This is a genomic window from Tepidiforma sp. (assembly GCF_026419595.1).
Classification (GTDB): domain Bacteria; phylum Chloroflexota; class Dehalococcoidia; order Tepidiformales; family Tepidiformaceae; genus Tepidiforma.
Window position 1 is genome coordinate 121,215 of the sequence record NZ_JANZZD010000001.1, and the last position, 15,707, is coordinate 136,921.

The window sequence follows — 15,707 nt, forward strand, 5'->3', positions numbered from 1 at the left end:
GGCCCCGGGACGCTACTGCTTCAGCTGTTCGAAGGCGCCGTTCTTGACCTGGAAGAGGCTGACGGGCGTCTCACCGCCGACGTTTTCGCCGCGTGCGTCGAACTTGATCTTGCCGGAGGCGCCGTCGAGCTCGGTCTTGCGGATTTCTTCGTTCAGCTTCTTGAGGTCGATGACGAGCTTGCCGTCCTTCTCCTGCGCGACTTTTTCGAGGGCGCGGATGATGACGGTGGCGGCGTCGTAGGCCTCGGCGACGAAGGGGCTGGCATCGCGCTTGATGCCGGTTTCCTTTTCGAAGAGGTCGCCGAAGGTCTTGTAGGCCTCGCCGGTGTAGACCGGGCTGGGCAGCGAGAGGTAGGCGCCCTCGGCATCGGCGCCGGCGCCCTTGATGAACTCGTCGTTCTTGACGCCGTCGCCGCCGAGGAACTTGACGTCCTTCATCTCGGCGCGGAGCTGCTTGATGAAGGGGGTCGCCTCGGAGTAGAAGCCGGCGAAGTAGACGAGGTCGGGCTTGGCGTTCTTGATGTTGGTGACGATGGCCTTGAAGTCGGTCTGCTTCTTTTCGAAGCCTTCGCTGCCGACGACCTTGCCGCCTTCCTTCTCGTACGCCTTCGTGAAGGCGTCGCGCAGGCCGGTGCCGTAGGCGTCGGTGTCGTAGACGACGTAGGCGGTCTTGGCGCCGAGGGTCTGGATGGCGAACTTCGCCTGGGCCGGGCCCTGGATATCGTCGGAGTAGGTGGTGCGGAGGAAGGTCTCGAAGACCTGGCCGCGGTCCGGGTAGGTGGGCTTGTGGGCGGTGGAGGACGGCGAGACGTGCGTGATACCGGCCTGCTCGTACTGGGGCTGGGCGGCGACGACGGCGCCGGAGCAGATGGGGCCCACGACGGCGACGACGCCTTCCTGGAGCAGCTGGGTGGCGGCCGAGGCGCCGCCGTCGGCCGAGCAGAGGTCGTCCTTGGCGACGATCTGGATGCTGTGGCCCTTGATGGTCTTGTCCTTGGCGGCGAGCTCGATGGCCTTCAGGATCGGCTCGCCGATGCCCTTGAGGTCGCCGGAGAGCGGACCGGAGTAGCCGATCTTGATCGGCTGGCCGGCGGCGATTTCGACGGTCTTGAAGCCGGCTTTGCCGTAGGTGACGTCCCCGCCGCTGCCCGAGTCGTCATCGTCGCCGCCGCAGGCTGCGGCGAGGACCATGGCGAACGAGGCGGCGAGGAGGAGCCAGGCGAACCTGCTTCGACCTTTGCGACCGAACATGCTGGATTCCCTCCTCTGTGGCTGACTGCGCTGAGTGGGCCGCACGAAGCGTGAGCGGATTACGGCGCCCGCAGTCGCGGAATCCTAGGCATGGCTTTCGCCGATGGTCAAGGCGTGTTTACCCGCCGGTAAAGGGGAAGCGAGGGCGCTCAGTCGCCGGTGGGGTAGCCGGCTTCGACCCAGGCGAGGGTGCCGCCTTCGACGTTGTAGAGCGGGAGGTCATCGAGGCCGGCGGCGGTGGCGAATTCGGCGGCGAGAGCGCTGCGCTGGCCGCTGCGGCAGATGAAGAGGACTTCTTTGCCGTTGGCGAACTCGCGGATCTGCTTCACTTCGTTGATGACCGTATTGACGGGGATGAGGCGGGCGCCCTTCGCGTGCACTTCGACGTATTCGTGCGGCTCGCGGACGTCGATCATGACGGCTTCGCCGCGGTCGAGCTTTTCTTTCGCCTCCTGCACCGAGATGCGGGTGAAGGGCTCGCGGGGGTCTTTGGTGGCCACGGTCGTCTCCGGTTTCGTGCGCTGGGGTGTGGGAAACAGGGTAGCACGGCACCCCGTCAGTTGCCGGGGAATGGCGCGGGCGTCAGACTCGCGGGAAGTCGAACGGAGGACGCGCGATGGACGAGAGGGTCATCGGGCCGTACCGGGAATGGCGGATGTCGCTGCGGCCGGGTTTGCAGGCGCTGGCGAAGGCGGGCGCGGCGGCCGGCGGCGGGGACGAACGCGCGGCGCGGGCGGCGCTGGCGGAGGCGCTCCGGTACGTGGACGGGCTCCTGCTGCCGGCGTCGGAAGCGGAGGAGTTCACGCTCTTCCCGACCATCGATGGCGTGTTCGGCATGACGGGCGCGTGCGAGGCGCTGAAGCTGCAGCACGAGGCGCTGCGGGAGATGGCCTCGGACCTGCGGAAGGTCGCCGCGGCGGCGGAGAAGGACGGCGACACTTGCGCGTACGGGCGGTACCTGCAGCCGCTGCTGTTCGGGCTGTACGGGCTCGCGCGGGCGCACCTGGAGAGCGAGGATGCGGCGTTCCTGCCGCTGCTGGATGCGCACCTGAGCGAGAGCCAGGTGAACGTGCTGGTAGAGAACAGCGAGCGAATCGCGACGGCGAAGGCGGCGGGGTGAGGGCGTTTCGCGAACGTTGACGTGAGGGTAAGCTTGCGGGCCACACCTGCGTTCGAATTCAGGGGGCACGCACATGGCTGGTCGGCTTGCCGGGAAGACGGCGATCATCACGGGCGCGGGGCGCGGCATCGGGCGGGAGGTGGCGCTGCTGTTCGCACAGGAGGGCTGCAAGGTCCTCGTCAACGACCTCGGCACCTCGGTCGGGGGCGAAGGCGCGGACGCCTCGCCAGCCGCGCAGACGGTGGCCGACATCCAGGCTGCGGGCGGCGAAGCGGTCGCCCACTACGGGGACGTCGCCGACCTCGACGCGGCAGAGGACATGGTGCGGACGGTGCTGGACCGGTGGGGGCAGCTCGACATCCTCGTGAACGTGGCGGGCATCCTCCGGGACCGGATGGTGTTCAACATGACGGAGGAGGAGTGGGACGCGGTAGTTCGTGTGCACATGAAGGGGACGTTCGCAACGACGAAGTTCGCTTCGCTCTACTGGCGGCAATCGCGGAGCGGCGGGCGGCTCATCAACTTCACCTCCGGCTCGGGGCTGTTCGGCGCGCCGGGGCAGCCGAACTACGCGGCGGCGAAGATGGGCATCTGGGGGTTCACGCTGAGCTGCGCGCGGGCGCTGGGGCGGTACGGGGTGACGGCGAATTCGATCGCGCCCGGCGCGGCGACGCGGATGACGGACACGGTGCCGACGGAGCGCTCGGCGCAGGGCGCGAACCGGGTGATTTCGGACGCGGCGAAGGGGACGGAGCGGGACCCGGCGAACATCGCGCCGCCGCTGGTGTACCTCGCGAGCGACGCGGGCGGGTGGATCACGGGGCGCTGCTTCGGGATCGCCGGCTACCGGATCACCCTTTACAACAACATCGCGCCGCAAGTGGTGCTGCAGGGGTCGAAGATGTGGACGGTGGATGAGCTGTTCGACCGGATGGAGCCGACGTTCAAGCAGTTCATCCCGCCCGTCCAGTAGCGCGCGCCGGGGCCGACCGGGGCAGGGTTTTCGCGCCCTGCGGCCGGCGACCGGGCGCGGTGGTGCGGGATGCTGGGCATGCCGCTGCCGCGGCCGGGGGTTCCCATGGAGGCGCCAGCAATCGGGCCGATCGTCGTTGCCATCCGGGGACCGTCGCGCTCGGGGAAGACGGCCATGGTCTGCGCGCTCATCGAACGCCTGGCACCGCCGGGCATCCGCATCGGCTATGCCAAGCGGACGCACCACGGGCTCGACCTGCCGGAGAAGGCCTCTGGCCGGGTGTGGGCCGCGGGTCCGGCGGCGATGGCGATTGCCTGCCCCGACCGGCTGCAGCTGACGTTTCCGCCGGGCGACGACGCGGCGAAGACGCTCATCCGCAGCTTCCCGCCGGAGATCGACCTCGTGCTGCTCGAGACGCACGCGCCGGAGCCGCACCCGGTGGTCCGGTCGGAGCTCATCGAGGCGGCAGAGGGGGAAGCCACGCTCGCGACGTGGTCGCTCGCCGACCTCGACGGGGCGGCGGACCGGGCGGCCGGGGCAATCCGCGAGCTGCTGCCGCGCGACCTGGAGCTGGATCGGGCGCTGCGGCGGGCGCGTGCGGCGCACGGGGAGCACGCCTGCGCCGGCCTCATCCTCGGGACGCGGCTGGCTCGGTACGCCGGGCGGCTGCTGGGCATCGAGCTGCCGGACCATGAGAAGCGGCTCGTCGTGCGGGTGGAGATCGACCGGTGCGCGGCGGACGCGATCCAGGCGGTGACGGGCTGCCGGCCGGGGAAGCGGACGCTGCGATTCATTGATTATGGCAAGCTGGCGGCCACCTTCTGGGACCTGCAGACGGGACGGGCGGTGCGCGTGGCCGCGCGCGGCGACCTGCGGGAGCGGGTGGGCGAAGCGGGCGAGGGACGCCACGCAGCGCAGGCCGCGGCCTACCTGGCGTGGCCGGAGACGGAGTTGTTCACGGTGCGCGAGGCCGCGGAGCCGCTGGGCGAGATGGAACTGCCGGGGCCGCCGCGGCGGCGGGTGACGTGCGGGGCCTGCGGCGAGGAAGTGGCGGACGGGCGGGAGGTGCTGACGGCGGCGGGCCCGCGCTGCCGGCCGTGCGCGGCAGGCCGCTGACCCTGCGGCGGGCAGGCTGCTAGACTCCGCGCACCACGCCGGAGGGGGTGCCGAGTGTCGACGCAGCTGCCGGCGGCGCACGAGGAGGTGCCGCCGCCCACGATTGAAGAAGTGAGCCCGGGCATCTACGCCTACATCCAGCTGGACGGCAGCTGGTTCCTGAACAACGCGGGCTGCATCGTCGGCAGCCGTTCGGCGACGGTCATCGATACGACCGGGACGGAGAAGCGGGCGCGGGCGTTCCATGCGGCGGTCCGGCAGGTGACGGAGCTCCCGGTGAGCGCCCTCATCAATACGCACAGCCACGGCGACCACACGCACGGGAACTTCATGTTCGCGCCGGCCAGCGCCATCATCGCGAGCGAGCGGTGCCGGCAGGAGATCATCGCCGCCGGGAACGCGGCGTATGCACTCTTCCCGATGGTCGACTTCGGCGACTGCCCGGTGACGCCGCCGACGGTGACGTTCGACGACCGGCTGAACGTCTACGTCGACGACTTGCGGGTCGAGCTGCTGTTCATGGGTCCGGCGCACACGACGAACGACATCGTGGCCTGGATCCCGGAGCGGAAGCTGCTGTTCAGCGGCGACCTCGTGTTCAACGGCGGCACGCCGTTCGCGCTCGGCGGCTCCGTAGGCGGCTGGCTGGATGCGCTGGACCGGCTGGAGGCGCTGGGAGCGGAGACGATCGTGCCCGGGCACGGGCCGGTGGCGGGGCCGAAGGTGCTGGCGCAGGTCCGGCGCTACCTCGAATGGCTGGTGCGCGCCGGGCGCGAGGGGTTCGAACGGGGCGTTCCGCCGCTGGAGCTGGCGGGGCAGCTGGACTTCGGCGAGTTCGCCGAGTGGCACGACCGGGAACGCATCGTGCCGAACCTGCACCGGGTGTACAGCGAACTGCGGGGCGAACCGCGCGGCACGCCGCTCGATTTTCGGCAGATGTTCGCCGAGATGCTGGCGTTCAACGGCGGGAAGCCGCTGCGCTGCCTCGCCTGAGGCTCAGCCGAGCGCCTCGCGGACCTTTTCGAGGAGGTCCTGCGGCCGGTAGGGCTTCTGGATGAAGCCGGCGAGTCCCTTCCCGGCGAAGCGGTCGGTGGCATCCTGTTCGTTGTAGCCGGACGTGAGGAGGACGCGGACGCGCGGGTCGATGCGGCGGAGTTCGCGGAAGGTCTCTTCGCCGTCCATGTGCGGCATGGTCATGTCGAGCAGGACGAGATCGATGCCCGGGTGCTCGCGGTAGCAGCGAAGGGCTTCGCTGCCGTCGGCGGCCTGGAGCACGGTGTAGCCGACCTGTTCGAGCATGCGGCGGGTGACGTTGCGGACGGTTTCGTCGTCATCGACGACGAGGATGGTGCCCCCGCGCGGCGGCGCCGCGGCAACCGCAGGCGCTGCGGGGGCGGGCACGGCGGGCGCGCCGGCGGCCGGGAAGAGGATCTTGAAGGTCGTGCCGCGGCCGGGCTCGGTGTAGAGCTTGATGGCGCCGCGGTGGCTGCGGACGATGCCGAGGACGGCGGCAAGGCCGAGCCCGCGGCCCGTGAACTTCGTGGTGAAGAAGGGGTCGAAGATGCGGGCGGCGGTCTCTTCGTCCATGCCGACGCCGGTATCGGCGACTTCGAGGTAGACGTAGTCGCCCTCGGGCAGGTCGTCGTCCATGTAGGCGGTCTTCAGGTAGGCGCGGTCGGCGAAAAGGAGGCCGGTGGAGACGGAGATGACGCCGGAACGCTCGCCGATGGCATCGGACGCGTTGGTGATGAGGTTCATGATGACCTGGCGGATTTGCGTGGCGTCGCCTTCTATGGCGGGGAGGTTGGGCGCGAAGCGGTACTTGAGGACGGCGCGCTTGGAGACCGAGACCTCGAGCAGGTGGGCCATCTCTTCGACGACGCGGGAGAGGTTGAGGCGTTCGATGACGAACTTGCCCTTGCCGGAGTAGGCGAGCATCTGGCGGGTGAGTTCGGCGGCGCGCTGGGCCGCCGTTTCGATGGCGAGGACCGTCTGGCGGGCTGGCGACTCGGGCGGGAGCTCCATGAGGGCGAGGCCGGCGTTGCCGAGGATGGCGACGAGCAGGTTGTTGAAATCGTGGGCGATGCCGCCGGCGAGGACGCCGAGGCTCTCGAGCTTCTGGGTTTGCTGCATCTGGAGGTCGAAGCGCCGGCGCTCCTCCTCGGCGCGGACGAGGTCGGTGGTATCGAGGGCGGAGAGGAGGGTGGCCGGGCGGCCGTCGACCTGGAAGGGCGAGGCGGCGACGCGGAGGTGGCGAACCTGGCCGTCGGCGGCGGTGACCCTGATCGTGAAGCGGGAGACCTGTTCGAGGCCGGCCTGGCGGCGCTGGAAATGCTCGACCATGACCGGGATATCGTCGGGGGCGATGAGCGAGGCGAGAAAGCCGGGCGCCATCAGCTGCTCGCGAGGGTAGCCGGTCAGCCGCTCCATCTCGGCGTTGACGAACAGGGCGTTGACGCCATCGGAGACCCAGACGGCGGCTGAGACGGCATCGAGCAGCTGGCGGAGGCGGGTCTCGCTCTGGCGGAGGGCTTCTTCGGCGAGGACGGCGTCGTGGATGTCGATGACGCAGCCGATCTGGCCGACGAAGGCGCCGCTGTCATCGAAGCGGGGGGTGGCGTATTCGAGCATATAACGGTAGGCACCGGTATGGTGCCGCAGCCGATATCGCATGGAGTATGGAGCGCGGCGCGATATCGACTCCCAGTAGAGGTCAATGACCGCCGGCAAGTCGTCGGGATGAATTACTTCGGCCCAGCCGCTGCCGAGATCTTCATCGCTTCGTCCCGTAAATTCCCGCCAACTCCGGGATAGAAAATCCGTTTGTCCGTCGGCGCCGGCGGTCCAGATCATGATGGGCGCGGCGTCAGCGAGCGTGCGGAAGCGCTGCTCGCTTTCGCGGAGGGCGGCGCGGGCCGCGGCGCGCTCGGTGACATCGCGGGCGACGCTGCCGATGCCGACGATGGCGCCGGAGGCGTCGCGGAGGGGGAAGTAGGAGGTGGCGAGGATGACGGTGCCGCCGTCCTTGCGGCGCCAGGTGCGCTCCATGTCTTCGATGCTCTCGCCGGCGAGGACGCGGCGGCGGATTTCGAGGCGGACGTGCCGGGCTTCGGGCTCGAACAGGAACTCGGTGGTGCGGCCGAGGACCTCGTCGGCGGTGTAGCCGAGGGCGAGTTCGGCGCCGCGATTCCAGGTGGTGATGGCGCCGGAGAGGTCGGTCGTAATCATGGCGTCGCGGGAGAAGGCGACGATCGACGCGAGGCGGGCGTTCTCGAGGGAGGTGCGGTAGAGGTCGGTGAGGTCGCGGGTGAGGGAGAGGACGGATTCGACCTCGCCGCGGTCGTTCCGTTCGGGGATGAGCCACGTCTGGCTGTAGGCGCCGGGGCCGCGAAAGTCGGAGGGGCCTTCCTGGACGAGCGGCTGGCCGGTTTCGAAGACGGCGGCGACGGCGCGCTCCCAGCGCTCGAGGGCGGCATTGCCCGGGAAGAGCTCGCCCGCGCGGCGGCCGGCGACGGCGCGGAGGTCGGCGCGGACACTTTCGAGGGCGGCCGGGTTGGCATAGACGATGCGGAGGTCGTCGTCGAAGCGGACGATGAGGTCGGGGGAGTTCTCAGCGAGCGTGCGGAATTCGCGTTCGCGGCGGAGGAGTTCGGCCTCGGCGGCGCGGCGCTGGCGGATATCGAAGATGGCGCCGCGGATGAGGCGGCGCTCGAACGGGGGCATGCGGATGAGGCGGACTTCGCAGAGAATGCGGCGCCCTGCCGCGTCCTGGTGGACCCATTCGAACTCGAGCGGCTCGCCGGAGAGGGCGCGTTCGAGGTAGGCGGCGGCGAGGACGTCGCTGCGCTCGCCGCCAGGCTGGAATTCGGGGCTGACGGCGACGGGGTCGCGCTCGAGCAGCTCTTCGCGTGACAGGCCGAAAAGGCGGCAGGCGTCGTCGTTGGCTTCGACGAAGCGGCGGAGATCGAGGTCGAGAACGACGATGGCGTGGCCGGCGTAATCGAAGAGGGTGCGGTAGCGCTGCTCGGCATCGCGGGCGCGGGCGAGGGCAGCCTCGACGGGGGTGGATTCGAGGATGAAGGCGACGCGCGCCGGATGGCCGCGAAAGGTGATGTTTTCGCCGGCGATGCGGACCTGGAGCACGCGGCCGTCGCGGGTGCGGTGGCGCCAGTAGCCCTGCGGCGGCTCGACGCGTTCGCCGCGGGCGAGGCGGCGGAGGGCGGGGACATCCTCGGGCGGGCGGATATCGGCGAGGGTGAGGGCGCGGAACTCGTCGGGGGTGTAGCCGTAGAGCTCGCAGGCGGCGCGGTTGGCTTCGAGGATGCGGAGGGTGCCGCGCTCGAAGACCAGGGCGGGCAGCGGGTGCGTCTCGAAGAAGATGCCGGGCGGAATCTCCCCGGCCTCGAAGGCCGGTGGCTCGCCGCTCACGGGGTCCGGTGGCTGAAGCTCGCCCTTGTCGGATGTCACCGATGGCTTCCTTTTGGTTAGGGGAATCCTAAAAGAAAGGTGCGGGCGCTGCCTCAGGGATTTCCCTATTTCGGATGAAGATTCTTCGACTACCTGGACCGCTCAGGCAATGGGCGGCTCGAGGAGAACAGCATATTCCTGCGAGCCGTGGATGCCGCGGACGATGACCTTCTCGATGTCGGCCGTGCGGCTGGGGCCGGTGAGGATGAGGGCGTCGTCGGCGCCGAGGTAGGGTTCGAGGCCGGCCGGGTATTCGACGACCGTCGCGGGGTCGACGCGGAGCGCGACGGCCGGGGCGGCGAGGAGGGCGCGGCGGTCGACGGGCGCACCGGTGAGGAGCACGGACCCGGTCGAGGCGACCGCAGCCGCGGCCGAGAGCTCGAGCGCGCTGGCGGGGGCAGCGGCGGGGAAGCCGACACCGATCTGGCCGGCGCGGAGACGGAAGCGCTCCACGGGCGTCGGCGGGAGCACCTCTTCCGGGGCGATAACGGGTCGCTCCGAGCGGTCCGGGCCGGCGGCTGCGAGGAGGGCGGGATCGTGCGGCTCGGCCGGCTCCGGCAGGAGGCGGGGGTCGGCGCCGCGCGCGGCGAGCGGGCGGACGAGGCGGCCGCCGCCCCGGAGACCGAGACGGGCCATCGCGGCGGCCGCGCGGGCGCCGGTCGGGAGGGAGCAGGCTGCCGCCCAGGCCTTCCAGGCGGCGCGCTCAGCGCGGCCGGCGACGGCGCCGCGCTCGACGGCGTCGGCGCGGAGGTCGAGCAGCATGCGGTGGAGGGGGATGCCGACGGGGCAGGCTTCGGTGCAGGCGCCGCAGAGGGTGCTCGCAAAGGGGAGGTCGGCCTGGCCACCGCGCGGCCAGAGGAGCGGCGACAGCACCGCACCGATCGGCCCCATGTAGGGCGAGCCGTAGGCGAGGCCGCTGACGGCCCGGTAGACGGGGCAGGCGTTCATGCAGGCGCCGCAGCGGATGCAGCGGAGGACATCGCGGTAGCGCGGGTCGGCGAGGATGCGGGAGCGCCCGTTATCGACGACGACGACGTGGCGCTCCTGCCCGGGCGGCGGGCTGCCGAGGATGTGGGTGAAGGCGGTGAGCGGCTGGGCCGTCGCGCTGGGGGCGAGGACCTGGAGGATGGCGAGGGCGCCGGCTTCGTCGGCGACGACCTTCTCGAGGCCGGTCACGATGATGTGCTTGCGCGGGTGGGAGACGCCGAGCGCGACGTTGCCTTCGTTCTCGACGATGGCGAAGCGGCCGCTGCTCGCGATGGCGGTGTTGGCGCCGGTGATGGCGGCGTCGCAGTCCTGGAAGTAGCGGCCGACGACGTCGCGGATGTGCTGCGAAAGGACGACCGGGTCGTCGGTCTCCAGGGGGGCGCCGGCGCGCGCGAGGAGGTCGCGGATGCGGGCGCGGTTGAGGTGGACGGCGGGGGCGGTGACGTGGCTCGGTCCGCGGCCTTCGAGGTCGACGATGTACTCGCCGATGTCGGTCTCGAGGACGTCGATACCGGCCTCGCGGAGCGCGTGGGTGAGGCCGATCTCCTCGGCGACCATGGATTTGGACTTGGCGACGCGGCGGGCATCGCCGAGGAGGCGGCGGACGATGTCGACGGCCTCGGCGGCGGTGGCGGCGCGGTGGTAGCCGACACCGCGGAGGGCGAGCTGTTCGCGGAGGCGGCGCTGCAGCTCTTCGAGCCGGTCGACGGCGTCGGCGCGGGCGGCAGCGGCGCGGTCGCGGGCGTCGGCCGGACCGCGAGCGAGCATCGCGCGGGAATCGGCGACGAGCTTGCGCATGATGGGCAGGAGCGCGGCCGAGCGGTGCTCTTCGGCGATTTCGCGGCGGGCGCGGGTGCGGAAGCCGGTCATGCGAGGGCCCTCGCGAGCAATTCGGGGAGCGTCCAGGCTTCGAGCTGGATGCCGAGGCCGGCGGCGCCGGACTGCAGGTGGGCGAGGCAGGAGTAGTCGGGCGAGACGACGACCCGTGCGCCGGTCGCGCCGAGGGCGGCGAGCTTCGCGCGCATGATTTCGACCGAGGTCTCGGGCTGTTTGACGGCAAAGGTGCCGCCGAAGCCGCAGCACTCCTCGGCGAAGGCGGGTTCGCGGACTTCGAGGCCGTCGATGCGGCTGAGGATGGCGCTGATGGCGGCGGAGGCGTGCAGTTCGCGCCGGGAATGGCAGGACTCGTGGAGGACGACGACGCCCGGGAGGCGGAGGCCGAGGCGGTCGAGGCCCGGGTGACGGGCGACGTACGTCGCGAAGTCGACGAAGCGGGCGGCGATGGATGCCGCCGCAGCATCACGCGGGGGCGGCCACAGGCCGGGGAGGTAGTGGCGGACCATCGCGGTGCAGGAGCCGGAGGTGGTCACGATGGCGCTATGGGCGCGGGCGGCTTTGAGCAGCTGGCGGCCCACGGTGCGGGCCTCGGTGCGGAAGCCGCTGTTGAAGGCAGGCTGGCCGCAGCAGCGGCCGTCGATGAGGGTGACGGTATCGCCAAGGGCCTCGAGGACGCGGCGGGCATCTCCGGCATCGCCGGGGCGGAGCGCCTGGAGGTAGCAGGGATCGAACAGGGCGACCGAGGCCATGGGGGCATTGTACGCCGGGATGTTGCGCTGGCTGTGACGCGTACCGCAGGATCCGGGCCGGGCGCAGCACGCATCGACAGGAGGGTTCGAACCATGGCCGAAACGACCATCACCGTGCGGGACCACGGGCCGTACGTCATCCGCGGGGAGTTCGTGGTCGTCGACGCGGAGGGGAACCAGTTCGAGCGGAAGGAGGCGGTGGCGCTCTGCCGGTGCGGGCATTCGGCGACGAAGCCGTTCTGCGACGGGTCGCACAACCGGGAACGGTTCCAGTCGGCACCCCGGGCGGGCGGGTGATGGCGGCGCGGCGGCGGTCGGCGGCGCGGCCGACGCGGAAGTCGCGTACCCGGCGGGCAGGGACGCCGGCGCGGGTCGAGCTGCCGGGCGGCATCCGGCTGGTGATGAACCGGACCGGCACGGTGACGGTCGGGGATGGTGCGCTGGCGATTCGCGTCGGGGCCAGCGGCCAGCCGACGGTCTCGGTGCGCCTGCCGCAGGAGGGGCGCCGGGCTCAGTCGTCGTAGAGGCGGGCGGCCGCGGCTTCGAGGTCGCGCTCTTCAGCAGGCGAAAGCGGTGAAAACGCCTCCGCGGCGGCCGCGTTGGCGCGGACGCGGTCCGGGTGGCGCGCGCCCGGGATGGCGACCGAGACGGCCGGGTGGGTCCACACGTAGCGGAGGAGGTTCTCGGGCGTGAGGATGCCCGCCCCGCCGCGGGCGAGGCGGCCGCGGATGGCGCTGGTCCGGCCGGACCCGCCGAGCGGCCGCATCACGATGACGGCGACGCCGCGTTCGCCGGCGAGGTCGAGGAGGGGGCGCGATCCGGGGGAGAAGGCCGAGTACTCGAGCATGACGGCATCGAAGGCGCCGGATTCGATGGCGAGGCGGCCGATTTCGAGGCTGTGGGTGGAGATGCCGATGAAGCGGATGGCGCCACGCTCCTGCGCGGCGCGGAGGCCTTCGAGCGCGCCGCCGGGGGCCATTACCTGCGCCCACGCTTCCGGGGTGGAGACATCGTGGAGCTGGTAGAGGCCGATGGTCTCGAGGCCGAGCACCTGCAGGGAACGGTCGATTTCGTACTGGGCGCTGCTGGCCTTGCGGCGGAAGGTTTTGCTGGCGAAGAGGACGCCGGGCGCGCCGTGTTCGCGGACGACGCGGCCGAGGAGGTGTTCGGAACCTTCGTAGTCGCGGGCGGTATCGATGAGCCGGACACCGAGGTCGATGGCGGCGGCGACGGTGGCGAAGGCGTCGGGCGAATGGGGCGTGTCCATAGCGCCGAGGCCGAGGATGGGGAGGTCGAGGCCAGTCGAACCGAAGGGGCGGAGCGGGATGGGCACGAGGAGAGGGTAGCGCGGCGCCAGCAGGGTAGGACAGCAAGACGCCGGCGGTGTACGCTCGGGGGCGGCCGAACGGGGTTCGGCCGCGACACCTGAGACAGCGAGGTCGTTGACGTGCCAATCGATCCTTCGAAGGCGCTTGGGGCGCCGATCCAGGGCGGGACGTTCCGCTGGGACCGGGACCGGGTCATCCTGTACCACCTCGGCGTGGGCGCGGGCGACCCGCCGACGGACCCGAACGAGCTGACGTATACGTACGAACGGAACCTGAAGGTGCTGCCGAGCTTCGGCGTCATCCCGGCGTTCGGGTCGCTGGGCGGCGTCGGGCAGGTGCCGGGGCTGCAGTTCAACCCGGCGCTGCTGCTCCATGGGGAGCAGGACCTCGAAATCCGGAAGCCGATCCCGGTCGAGGGCGAGGTGGAGACGAGCGGCAAGGTGGCCGGGATCTACGACAAGGGGAAGGCCGCGCTCGTCGTGCTGGAGACGGAGACGAAGCTGAAGGGCGAAGCGGAGCCGCTGTTCGTGAACCGGTTCTCGCTCTTCCTGCGGGGCGAGGGCGGCTTCGGCGGCGAAAGCGGGCCGCCAGCTGGCAACGAAGCGCCGAACCGGGCGCCGGACGGCACGGTCGAATCGAAGACGCTGCCGCAGCAGGCGCTGCTCTACCGGCTCTCGGGCGACAAGAACCCGCTGCACGCCGACCCGGACTTCGCGAAGATGGGCGGCTTCGACCGGCCGATCCTCCACGGTCTGTGCTCGTTCGGCGTGGTGTGCAAAGCGGTGGTGGACCATGCGCTCGGCGGCGACACGGCGAAGGTGGCGCGCTACCAGGCGCGGTTCGCCGGTGTGGTCTTCCCGGGCGAGACGATCGTGACCTCGTACTGGCGCGAGGGGAACACGATTCTCGTCGCGGCGCAGACGAAGGAACGGGGCACGCCGGTCATCACGAACGCGGCGATCACGGTGCGCGGCTAGCGCCCCGGAGCGAGCATGCGACGGCGGGGCCGCGGCGGTTGCCGCGGCCTCGTTTTTCGTTCGCTGTCAGGCAGGGGCTGGCTATTCGAAGAGGAAGCGGCGGCGGCGCGGCGCGGCCTTCCGGTAGCGGAGGCCGAACTTGCGGATGCCGACCTCGCGGACGATGGCGGCGGCTTCCTCTGGAGAGTCGGTGAGGACGAGGCGGTCGAGGTCTTCGGGGTCGATGGTGCCCATGGCGACGAGGCGGTTGAGCATGAAGTCCATGAGCGGCTCGTAGAAGTCGACGCCGATGAGGATGCAGGGGTAATCGCGGATTTTGCGGGTCTGGATGAGGGTGGCGATTTCGAAGAGTTCATCGAGGGTGCCGAAGCCGCCGGGCATGGCGATGAAGGCGTAGGAGTACTTGGCCAGCATCACCTTGCGGACGAAGAAGTAGCGGAACTCGACGAAGGTATCGAGGTAGGGGTTCGGCTTTTGCTCGTGGGGGAGTTCGATGTTGCAGCCGACGGAGTAGCCGCCGACGTCCTTGGCGCCGCGGTTGGCGGCCTCCATCAGCCCCGGGCCGCCGCCGGTCATGACGGTGAAGCCTTCGCGGGCGACGGCCTGCCCGACGCGGCGGGCGAGGTCGTAGTAGGGGTGGTCCTCCGTGAAGCGGGCGGAGCCGAAGATGGTGACGCAGGGGCCGACGAAGTGGAGTTTGCGGAAGCCGCGGATGAATTCGCCGCCGATGCGGAGGACGCGGAGGAATTCTGACCCGCGGTCGGCCGGGCCTTCGAGGAAGCGGCGTTCGTCGGCGCCGTCCGGGGCTTTGCCCCACTCGGGGGCGCGGGCTGGCGGCGCGGGGAGGGGAAGCGTGTCGTCCGGCATGGGGCAAGTCTATCGGGTGGCGGGCGTGCAGGCCGCCGGGGGAGGGGAGGAGGGAAAACGGGGCCTTCCCCTACGCAGGCCGGGGCCGTGCTGCCGACTGTTCGATCATGGAAGAGACGCAGGGAACCCGGGCGAGGGAGCTGCACCTCGTGCCAGCGCGCGAGGGGTGGCTGCTCGTCGCAGCAGGGACGGAGCGGCCGGTCGGCGTGTACCGCGAATTGGGGGCGGCGATCGATGCGGCGACGGCAGGGGCGCGGGCGGTGCGGCTGGTCGTGCACGAGCGGCGGGCCTGGTAGCCGCGCGGGCGATTGAAGGGGCGGCCCCGGCGGGGGTATGCTGCCGGCGGCCCGCCGCCCGCGGCGGAGCATTCTTCCCGATTCGGAGGCTGACGATGAGCGACCTGAGGGCGACGCAGGAGCGCCATGCGCAGGATGTGGTGACCGGCAACGTGGCCGGGCTGATGGGCGATTTCACGCCGAACGCGATGGCGAAGGTGATGGCGCTGGCGGCGAACCCGATCACGGCGACCCGCTTCGAAATCAAGGACCTCGGCAACAACGAGGTGGAGATTTCGTACATCGGCGAGAAGACGCGGGTGGTGTGGAGCAAGTGGGTGGAGAACGGCGGGAAGTGGCAGATCGACGACGTGAAGGAAGTCACGGGGTCGTGACGGCGGACCCGGGCGAGGCGCGCGCTGCGGCCGAACGGACGGCGCGCGCGGTGATGACCGGGAACCTCGCCCAGGTAATGGCCGACCTGGCGCCCGAGGCGATGGCGCAGCTGATGCAGCTCGCCTCGGGGGCGCAGGGGCTCTCGCCGGCGCAGCTCCCGGGCATCGACGGGTTCGAGCTTGAGGAGCAGGCCGCCGAGGAGGGCGAAGCGCGGTTCCTCGTGCGGTTCCGTTCGAGCGCGGGGACGGTGGCGGTGGCGACGCGCTGGCGGCCGATGCTGGGGCAGTGGAAGGTGGTGGAGATCGGGCTTGCGGGGTTCGAAGCGCCCGGGCAGCCGGGGCCGGCGGCGGGAGGCTGAGGGGCG

The 15,707-nt window shown here is 70.8% G+C and carries 17 protein-coding genes; 10 read left to right on the top strand and 7 right to left on the bottom strand.

Annotated elements, in window-relative coordinates:
* Positions 1-12: 12 nt before the first annotated feature.
* Both N2041_RS00580 and N2041_RS00585 read right to left on the bottom strand, forming a co-directional pair.
* Positions 13-1,251, bottom strand: coding sequence for a branched-chain amino acid ABC transporter substrate-binding protein (locus N2041_RS00580; RefSeq protein ID WP_297674809.1), 1,239 nt, complete (start codon positions 1,249-1,251; stop codon positions 13-15).
* A 149-nt stretch (positions 1,252-1,400) separates the two neighbouring features.
* Entirely contained in the window at positions 1,401-1,751 is a 351-nt protein-coding gene (locus N2041_RS00585; RefSeq protein ID WP_297674810.1) for a rhodanese-like domain-containing protein, read from the bottom strand.
* Positions 1,752-1,867: 116 nt separating this feature from the next.
* On the opposite strand from N2041_RS00585, the gene N2041_RS00590 reads away from it, so the two are divergent.
* From N2041_RS00590 to N2041_RS00605, 4 genes are all read left to right on the top strand, one after another.
* Positions 1,868-2,371 (top strand): hemerythrin domain-containing protein, encoded by a 504-nt coding sequence (locus N2041_RS00590; RefSeq protein ID WP_297674811.1) that lies wholly within the window; start codon positions 1,868-1,870, stop codon positions 2,369-2,371.
* A gap of 73 nt (positions 2,372-2,444) precedes the next feature.
* Positions 2,445-3,344: an SDR family NAD(P)-dependent oxidoreductase gene (locus N2041_RS00595; protein WP_297674813.1), complete on the top strand. Its 900-nt coding sequence runs from the start codon at positions 2,445-2,447 to the stop codon at positions 3,342-3,344.
* Between the two features lie 105 nt (positions 3,345-3,449).
* Entirely contained in the window at positions 3,450-4,460 is a 1,011-nt protein-coding gene (locus tag N2041_RS00600) for a molybdopterin-guanine dinucleotide biosynthesis protein MobB (RefSeq protein WP_297674814.1), read from the top strand.
* Between the two features lie 54 nt (positions 4,461-4,514).
* The gene (locus N2041_RS00605) at positions 4,515-5,453 is read left to right on the top strand and encodes an MBL fold metallo-hydrolase (protein WP_297674815.1); all 939 of its coding nucleotides are present in this window, start codon (positions 4,515-4,517) and stop codon (positions 5,451-5,453) included.
* A gap of 3 nt (positions 5,454-5,456) precedes the next feature.
* On the opposite strand, the gene N2041_RS00610 is transcribed toward N2041_RS00605, so the two are convergent.
* The 3 genes from N2041_RS00610 to N2041_RS00620 all read right to left on the bottom strand — a co-directional run bounded on the left by N2041_RS00610 (position 5,457) and on the right by N2041_RS00620 (position 11,500).
* Positions 5,457-8,927 (bottom strand): PAS domain S-box protein, encoded by a 3,471-nt coding sequence (locus N2041_RS00610; protein ID WP_297674817.1) that lies wholly within the window; start codon positions 8,925-8,927, stop codon positions 5,457-5,459.
* A 102-nt stretch (positions 8,928-9,029) separates the two neighbouring features.
* Positions 9,030-10,784, bottom strand: coding sequence for an LUD domain-containing protein (locus tag N2041_RS00615; protein ID WP_297674819.1), 1,755 nt, complete (start codon positions 10,782-10,784; stop codon positions 9,030-9,032).
* The gene (locus N2041_RS00620) at positions 10,781-11,500 is read right to left on the bottom strand and encodes a (Fe-S)-binding protein (RefSeq protein ID WP_297674821.1); all 720 of its coding nucleotides are present in this window, start codon (positions 11,498-11,500) and stop codon (positions 10,781-10,783) included. Before N2041_RS00620 ends, N2041_RS00615 begins: the two co-directional genes overlap by 4 nt.
* A 93-nt stretch (positions 11,501-11,593) precedes the next feature.
* Between N2041_RS00620 and N2041_RS00625 the strand changes: the two genes are divergently transcribed.
* A complete protein-coding gene (locus N2041_RS00625) occupies positions 11,594-11,797 on the top strand; it encodes a CDGSH iron-sulfur domain-containing protein (protein ID WP_297674822.1) in 204 nt (67 codons plus the stop codon).
* Complete coding sequence (locus tag N2041_RS00630) at positions 11,797-12,024, top strand: hypothetical protein (protein WP_297674823.1); 228 nt, start codon at positions 11,797-11,799, stop codon at positions 12,022-12,024. The genes N2041_RS00625 and N2041_RS00630 overlap by 1 nt, the downstream gene beginning before the upstream one ends.
* Here the strand turns inward: N2041_RS00630 and N2041_RS00635 are convergent.
* Complete coding sequence (locus N2041_RS00635; protein WP_297674824.1) at positions 12,012-12,833, bottom strand: aldo/keto reductase; 822 nt, start codon at positions 12,831-12,833, stop codon at positions 12,012-12,014. The genes N2041_RS00630 and N2041_RS00635 overlap by 13 nt on opposite strands.
* Positions 12,834-12,947: 114 nt before the next feature.
* Between N2041_RS00635 and N2041_RS00640 the strand changes: the two genes are divergently transcribed.
* On the top strand, positions 12,948-13,805 hold the full coding sequence (locus tag N2041_RS00640; protein ID WP_297674825.1) for a MaoC/PaaZ C-terminal domain-containing protein: 858 nt from the start codon (positions 12,948-12,950) through the stop codon (positions 13,803-13,805).
* An 81-nt stretch (positions 13,806-13,886) separates the two neighbouring features.
* Here the strand turns inward: N2041_RS00640 and N2041_RS00645 are convergent, their stop codons facing one another.
* Positions 13,887-14,672 (bottom strand): TIGR00730 family Rossman fold protein, encoded by a 786-nt coding sequence (locus N2041_RS00645; RefSeq protein WP_297674826.1) that lies wholly within the window; start codon positions 14,670-14,672, stop codon positions 13,887-13,889.
* Positions 14,673-14,779: 107 nt separating this feature from the next.
* Between N2041_RS00645 and N2041_RS00650 the strand changes: the two genes are divergently transcribed.
* The 3 genes from N2041_RS00650 (at position 14,780) to N2041_RS00660 (ending at position 15,701) form a co-directional block, all read left to right on the top strand.
* Positions 14,780-14,968, top strand: coding sequence for a hypothetical protein (locus tag N2041_RS00650; RefSeq protein WP_297674827.1), 189 nt, complete (start codon positions 14,780-14,782; stop codon positions 14,966-14,968).
* A 95-nt stretch (positions 14,969-15,063) separates the two neighbouring features.
* A complete protein-coding gene (locus tag N2041_RS00655; protein WP_297674828.1) occupies positions 15,064-15,342 on the top strand; it encodes a hypothetical protein in 279 nt (92 codons plus the stop codon).
* The gene (locus N2041_RS00660) at positions 15,339-15,701 is read left to right on the top strand and encodes a hypothetical protein (RefSeq protein WP_297674829.1); all 363 of its coding nucleotides are present in this window, start codon (positions 15,339-15,341) and stop codon (positions 15,699-15,701) included. Before N2041_RS00655 ends, N2041_RS00660 begins: the two co-directional genes overlap by 4 nt.
* The last annotated feature ends 6 nt before the right edge of the window (positions 15,702-15,707 follow it).

Excerpts from the sequence above, each read along its gene's own strand:
- N2041_RS00630 (WP_297674823.1), top strand. The coding sequence starts at position 11,797 with ATGGCGGCGCGGCGGCGGTCGGCGGCGCGGCCGACGCGGAAGTCGCGT.
- N2041_RS00615 (WP_297674819.1), bottom strand. The coding sequence starts at position 10,784 with ATGACCGGCTTCCGCACCCGCGCCCGCCGCGAAATCGCCGAAGAGCAC.
- N2041_RS00655 (WP_297674828.1), top strand. The coding sequence starts at position 15,064 with ATGAGCGACCTGAGGGCGACGCAGGAGCGCCATGCGCAGGATGTGGTG.
- N2041_RS00650 (WP_297674827.1), top strand. The coding sequence starts at position 14,780 with ATGGAAGAGACGCAGGGAACCCGGGCGAGGGAGCTGCACCTCGTGCCA.
- N2041_RS00580 (WP_297674809.1), bottom strand. The coding sequence starts at position 1,251 with ATGTTCGGTCGCAAAGGTCGAAGCAGGTTCGCCTGGCTCCTCCTCGCC.
- N2041_RS00625 (WP_297674822.1), top strand. The coding sequence starts at position 11,594 with ATGGCCGAAACGACCATCACCGTGCGGGACCACGGGCCGTACGTCATC.
- N2041_RS00645 (WP_297674826.1), bottom strand. The coding sequence starts at position 14,672 with ATGCCGGACGACACGCTTCCCCTCCCCGCGCCGCCAGCCCGCGCCCCC.
- N2041_RS00595 (WP_297674813.1), top strand. The coding sequence starts at position 2,445 with ATGGCTGGTCGGCTTGCCGGGAAGACGGCGATCATCACGGGCGCGGGG.
- N2041_RS00600 (WP_297674814.1), top strand. The coding sequence starts at position 3,450 with ATGGAGGCGCCAGCAATCGGGCCGATCGTCGTTGCCATCCGGGGACCG.
- N2041_RS00620 (WP_297674821.1), bottom strand. The coding sequence starts at position 11,500 with ATGGCCTCGGTCGCCCTGTTCGATCCCTGCTACCTCCAGGCGCTCCGC.
- N2041_RS00590 (WP_297674811.1), top strand. The coding sequence starts at position 1,868 with ATGGACGAGAGGGTCATCGGGCCGTACCGGGAATGGCGGATGTCGCTG.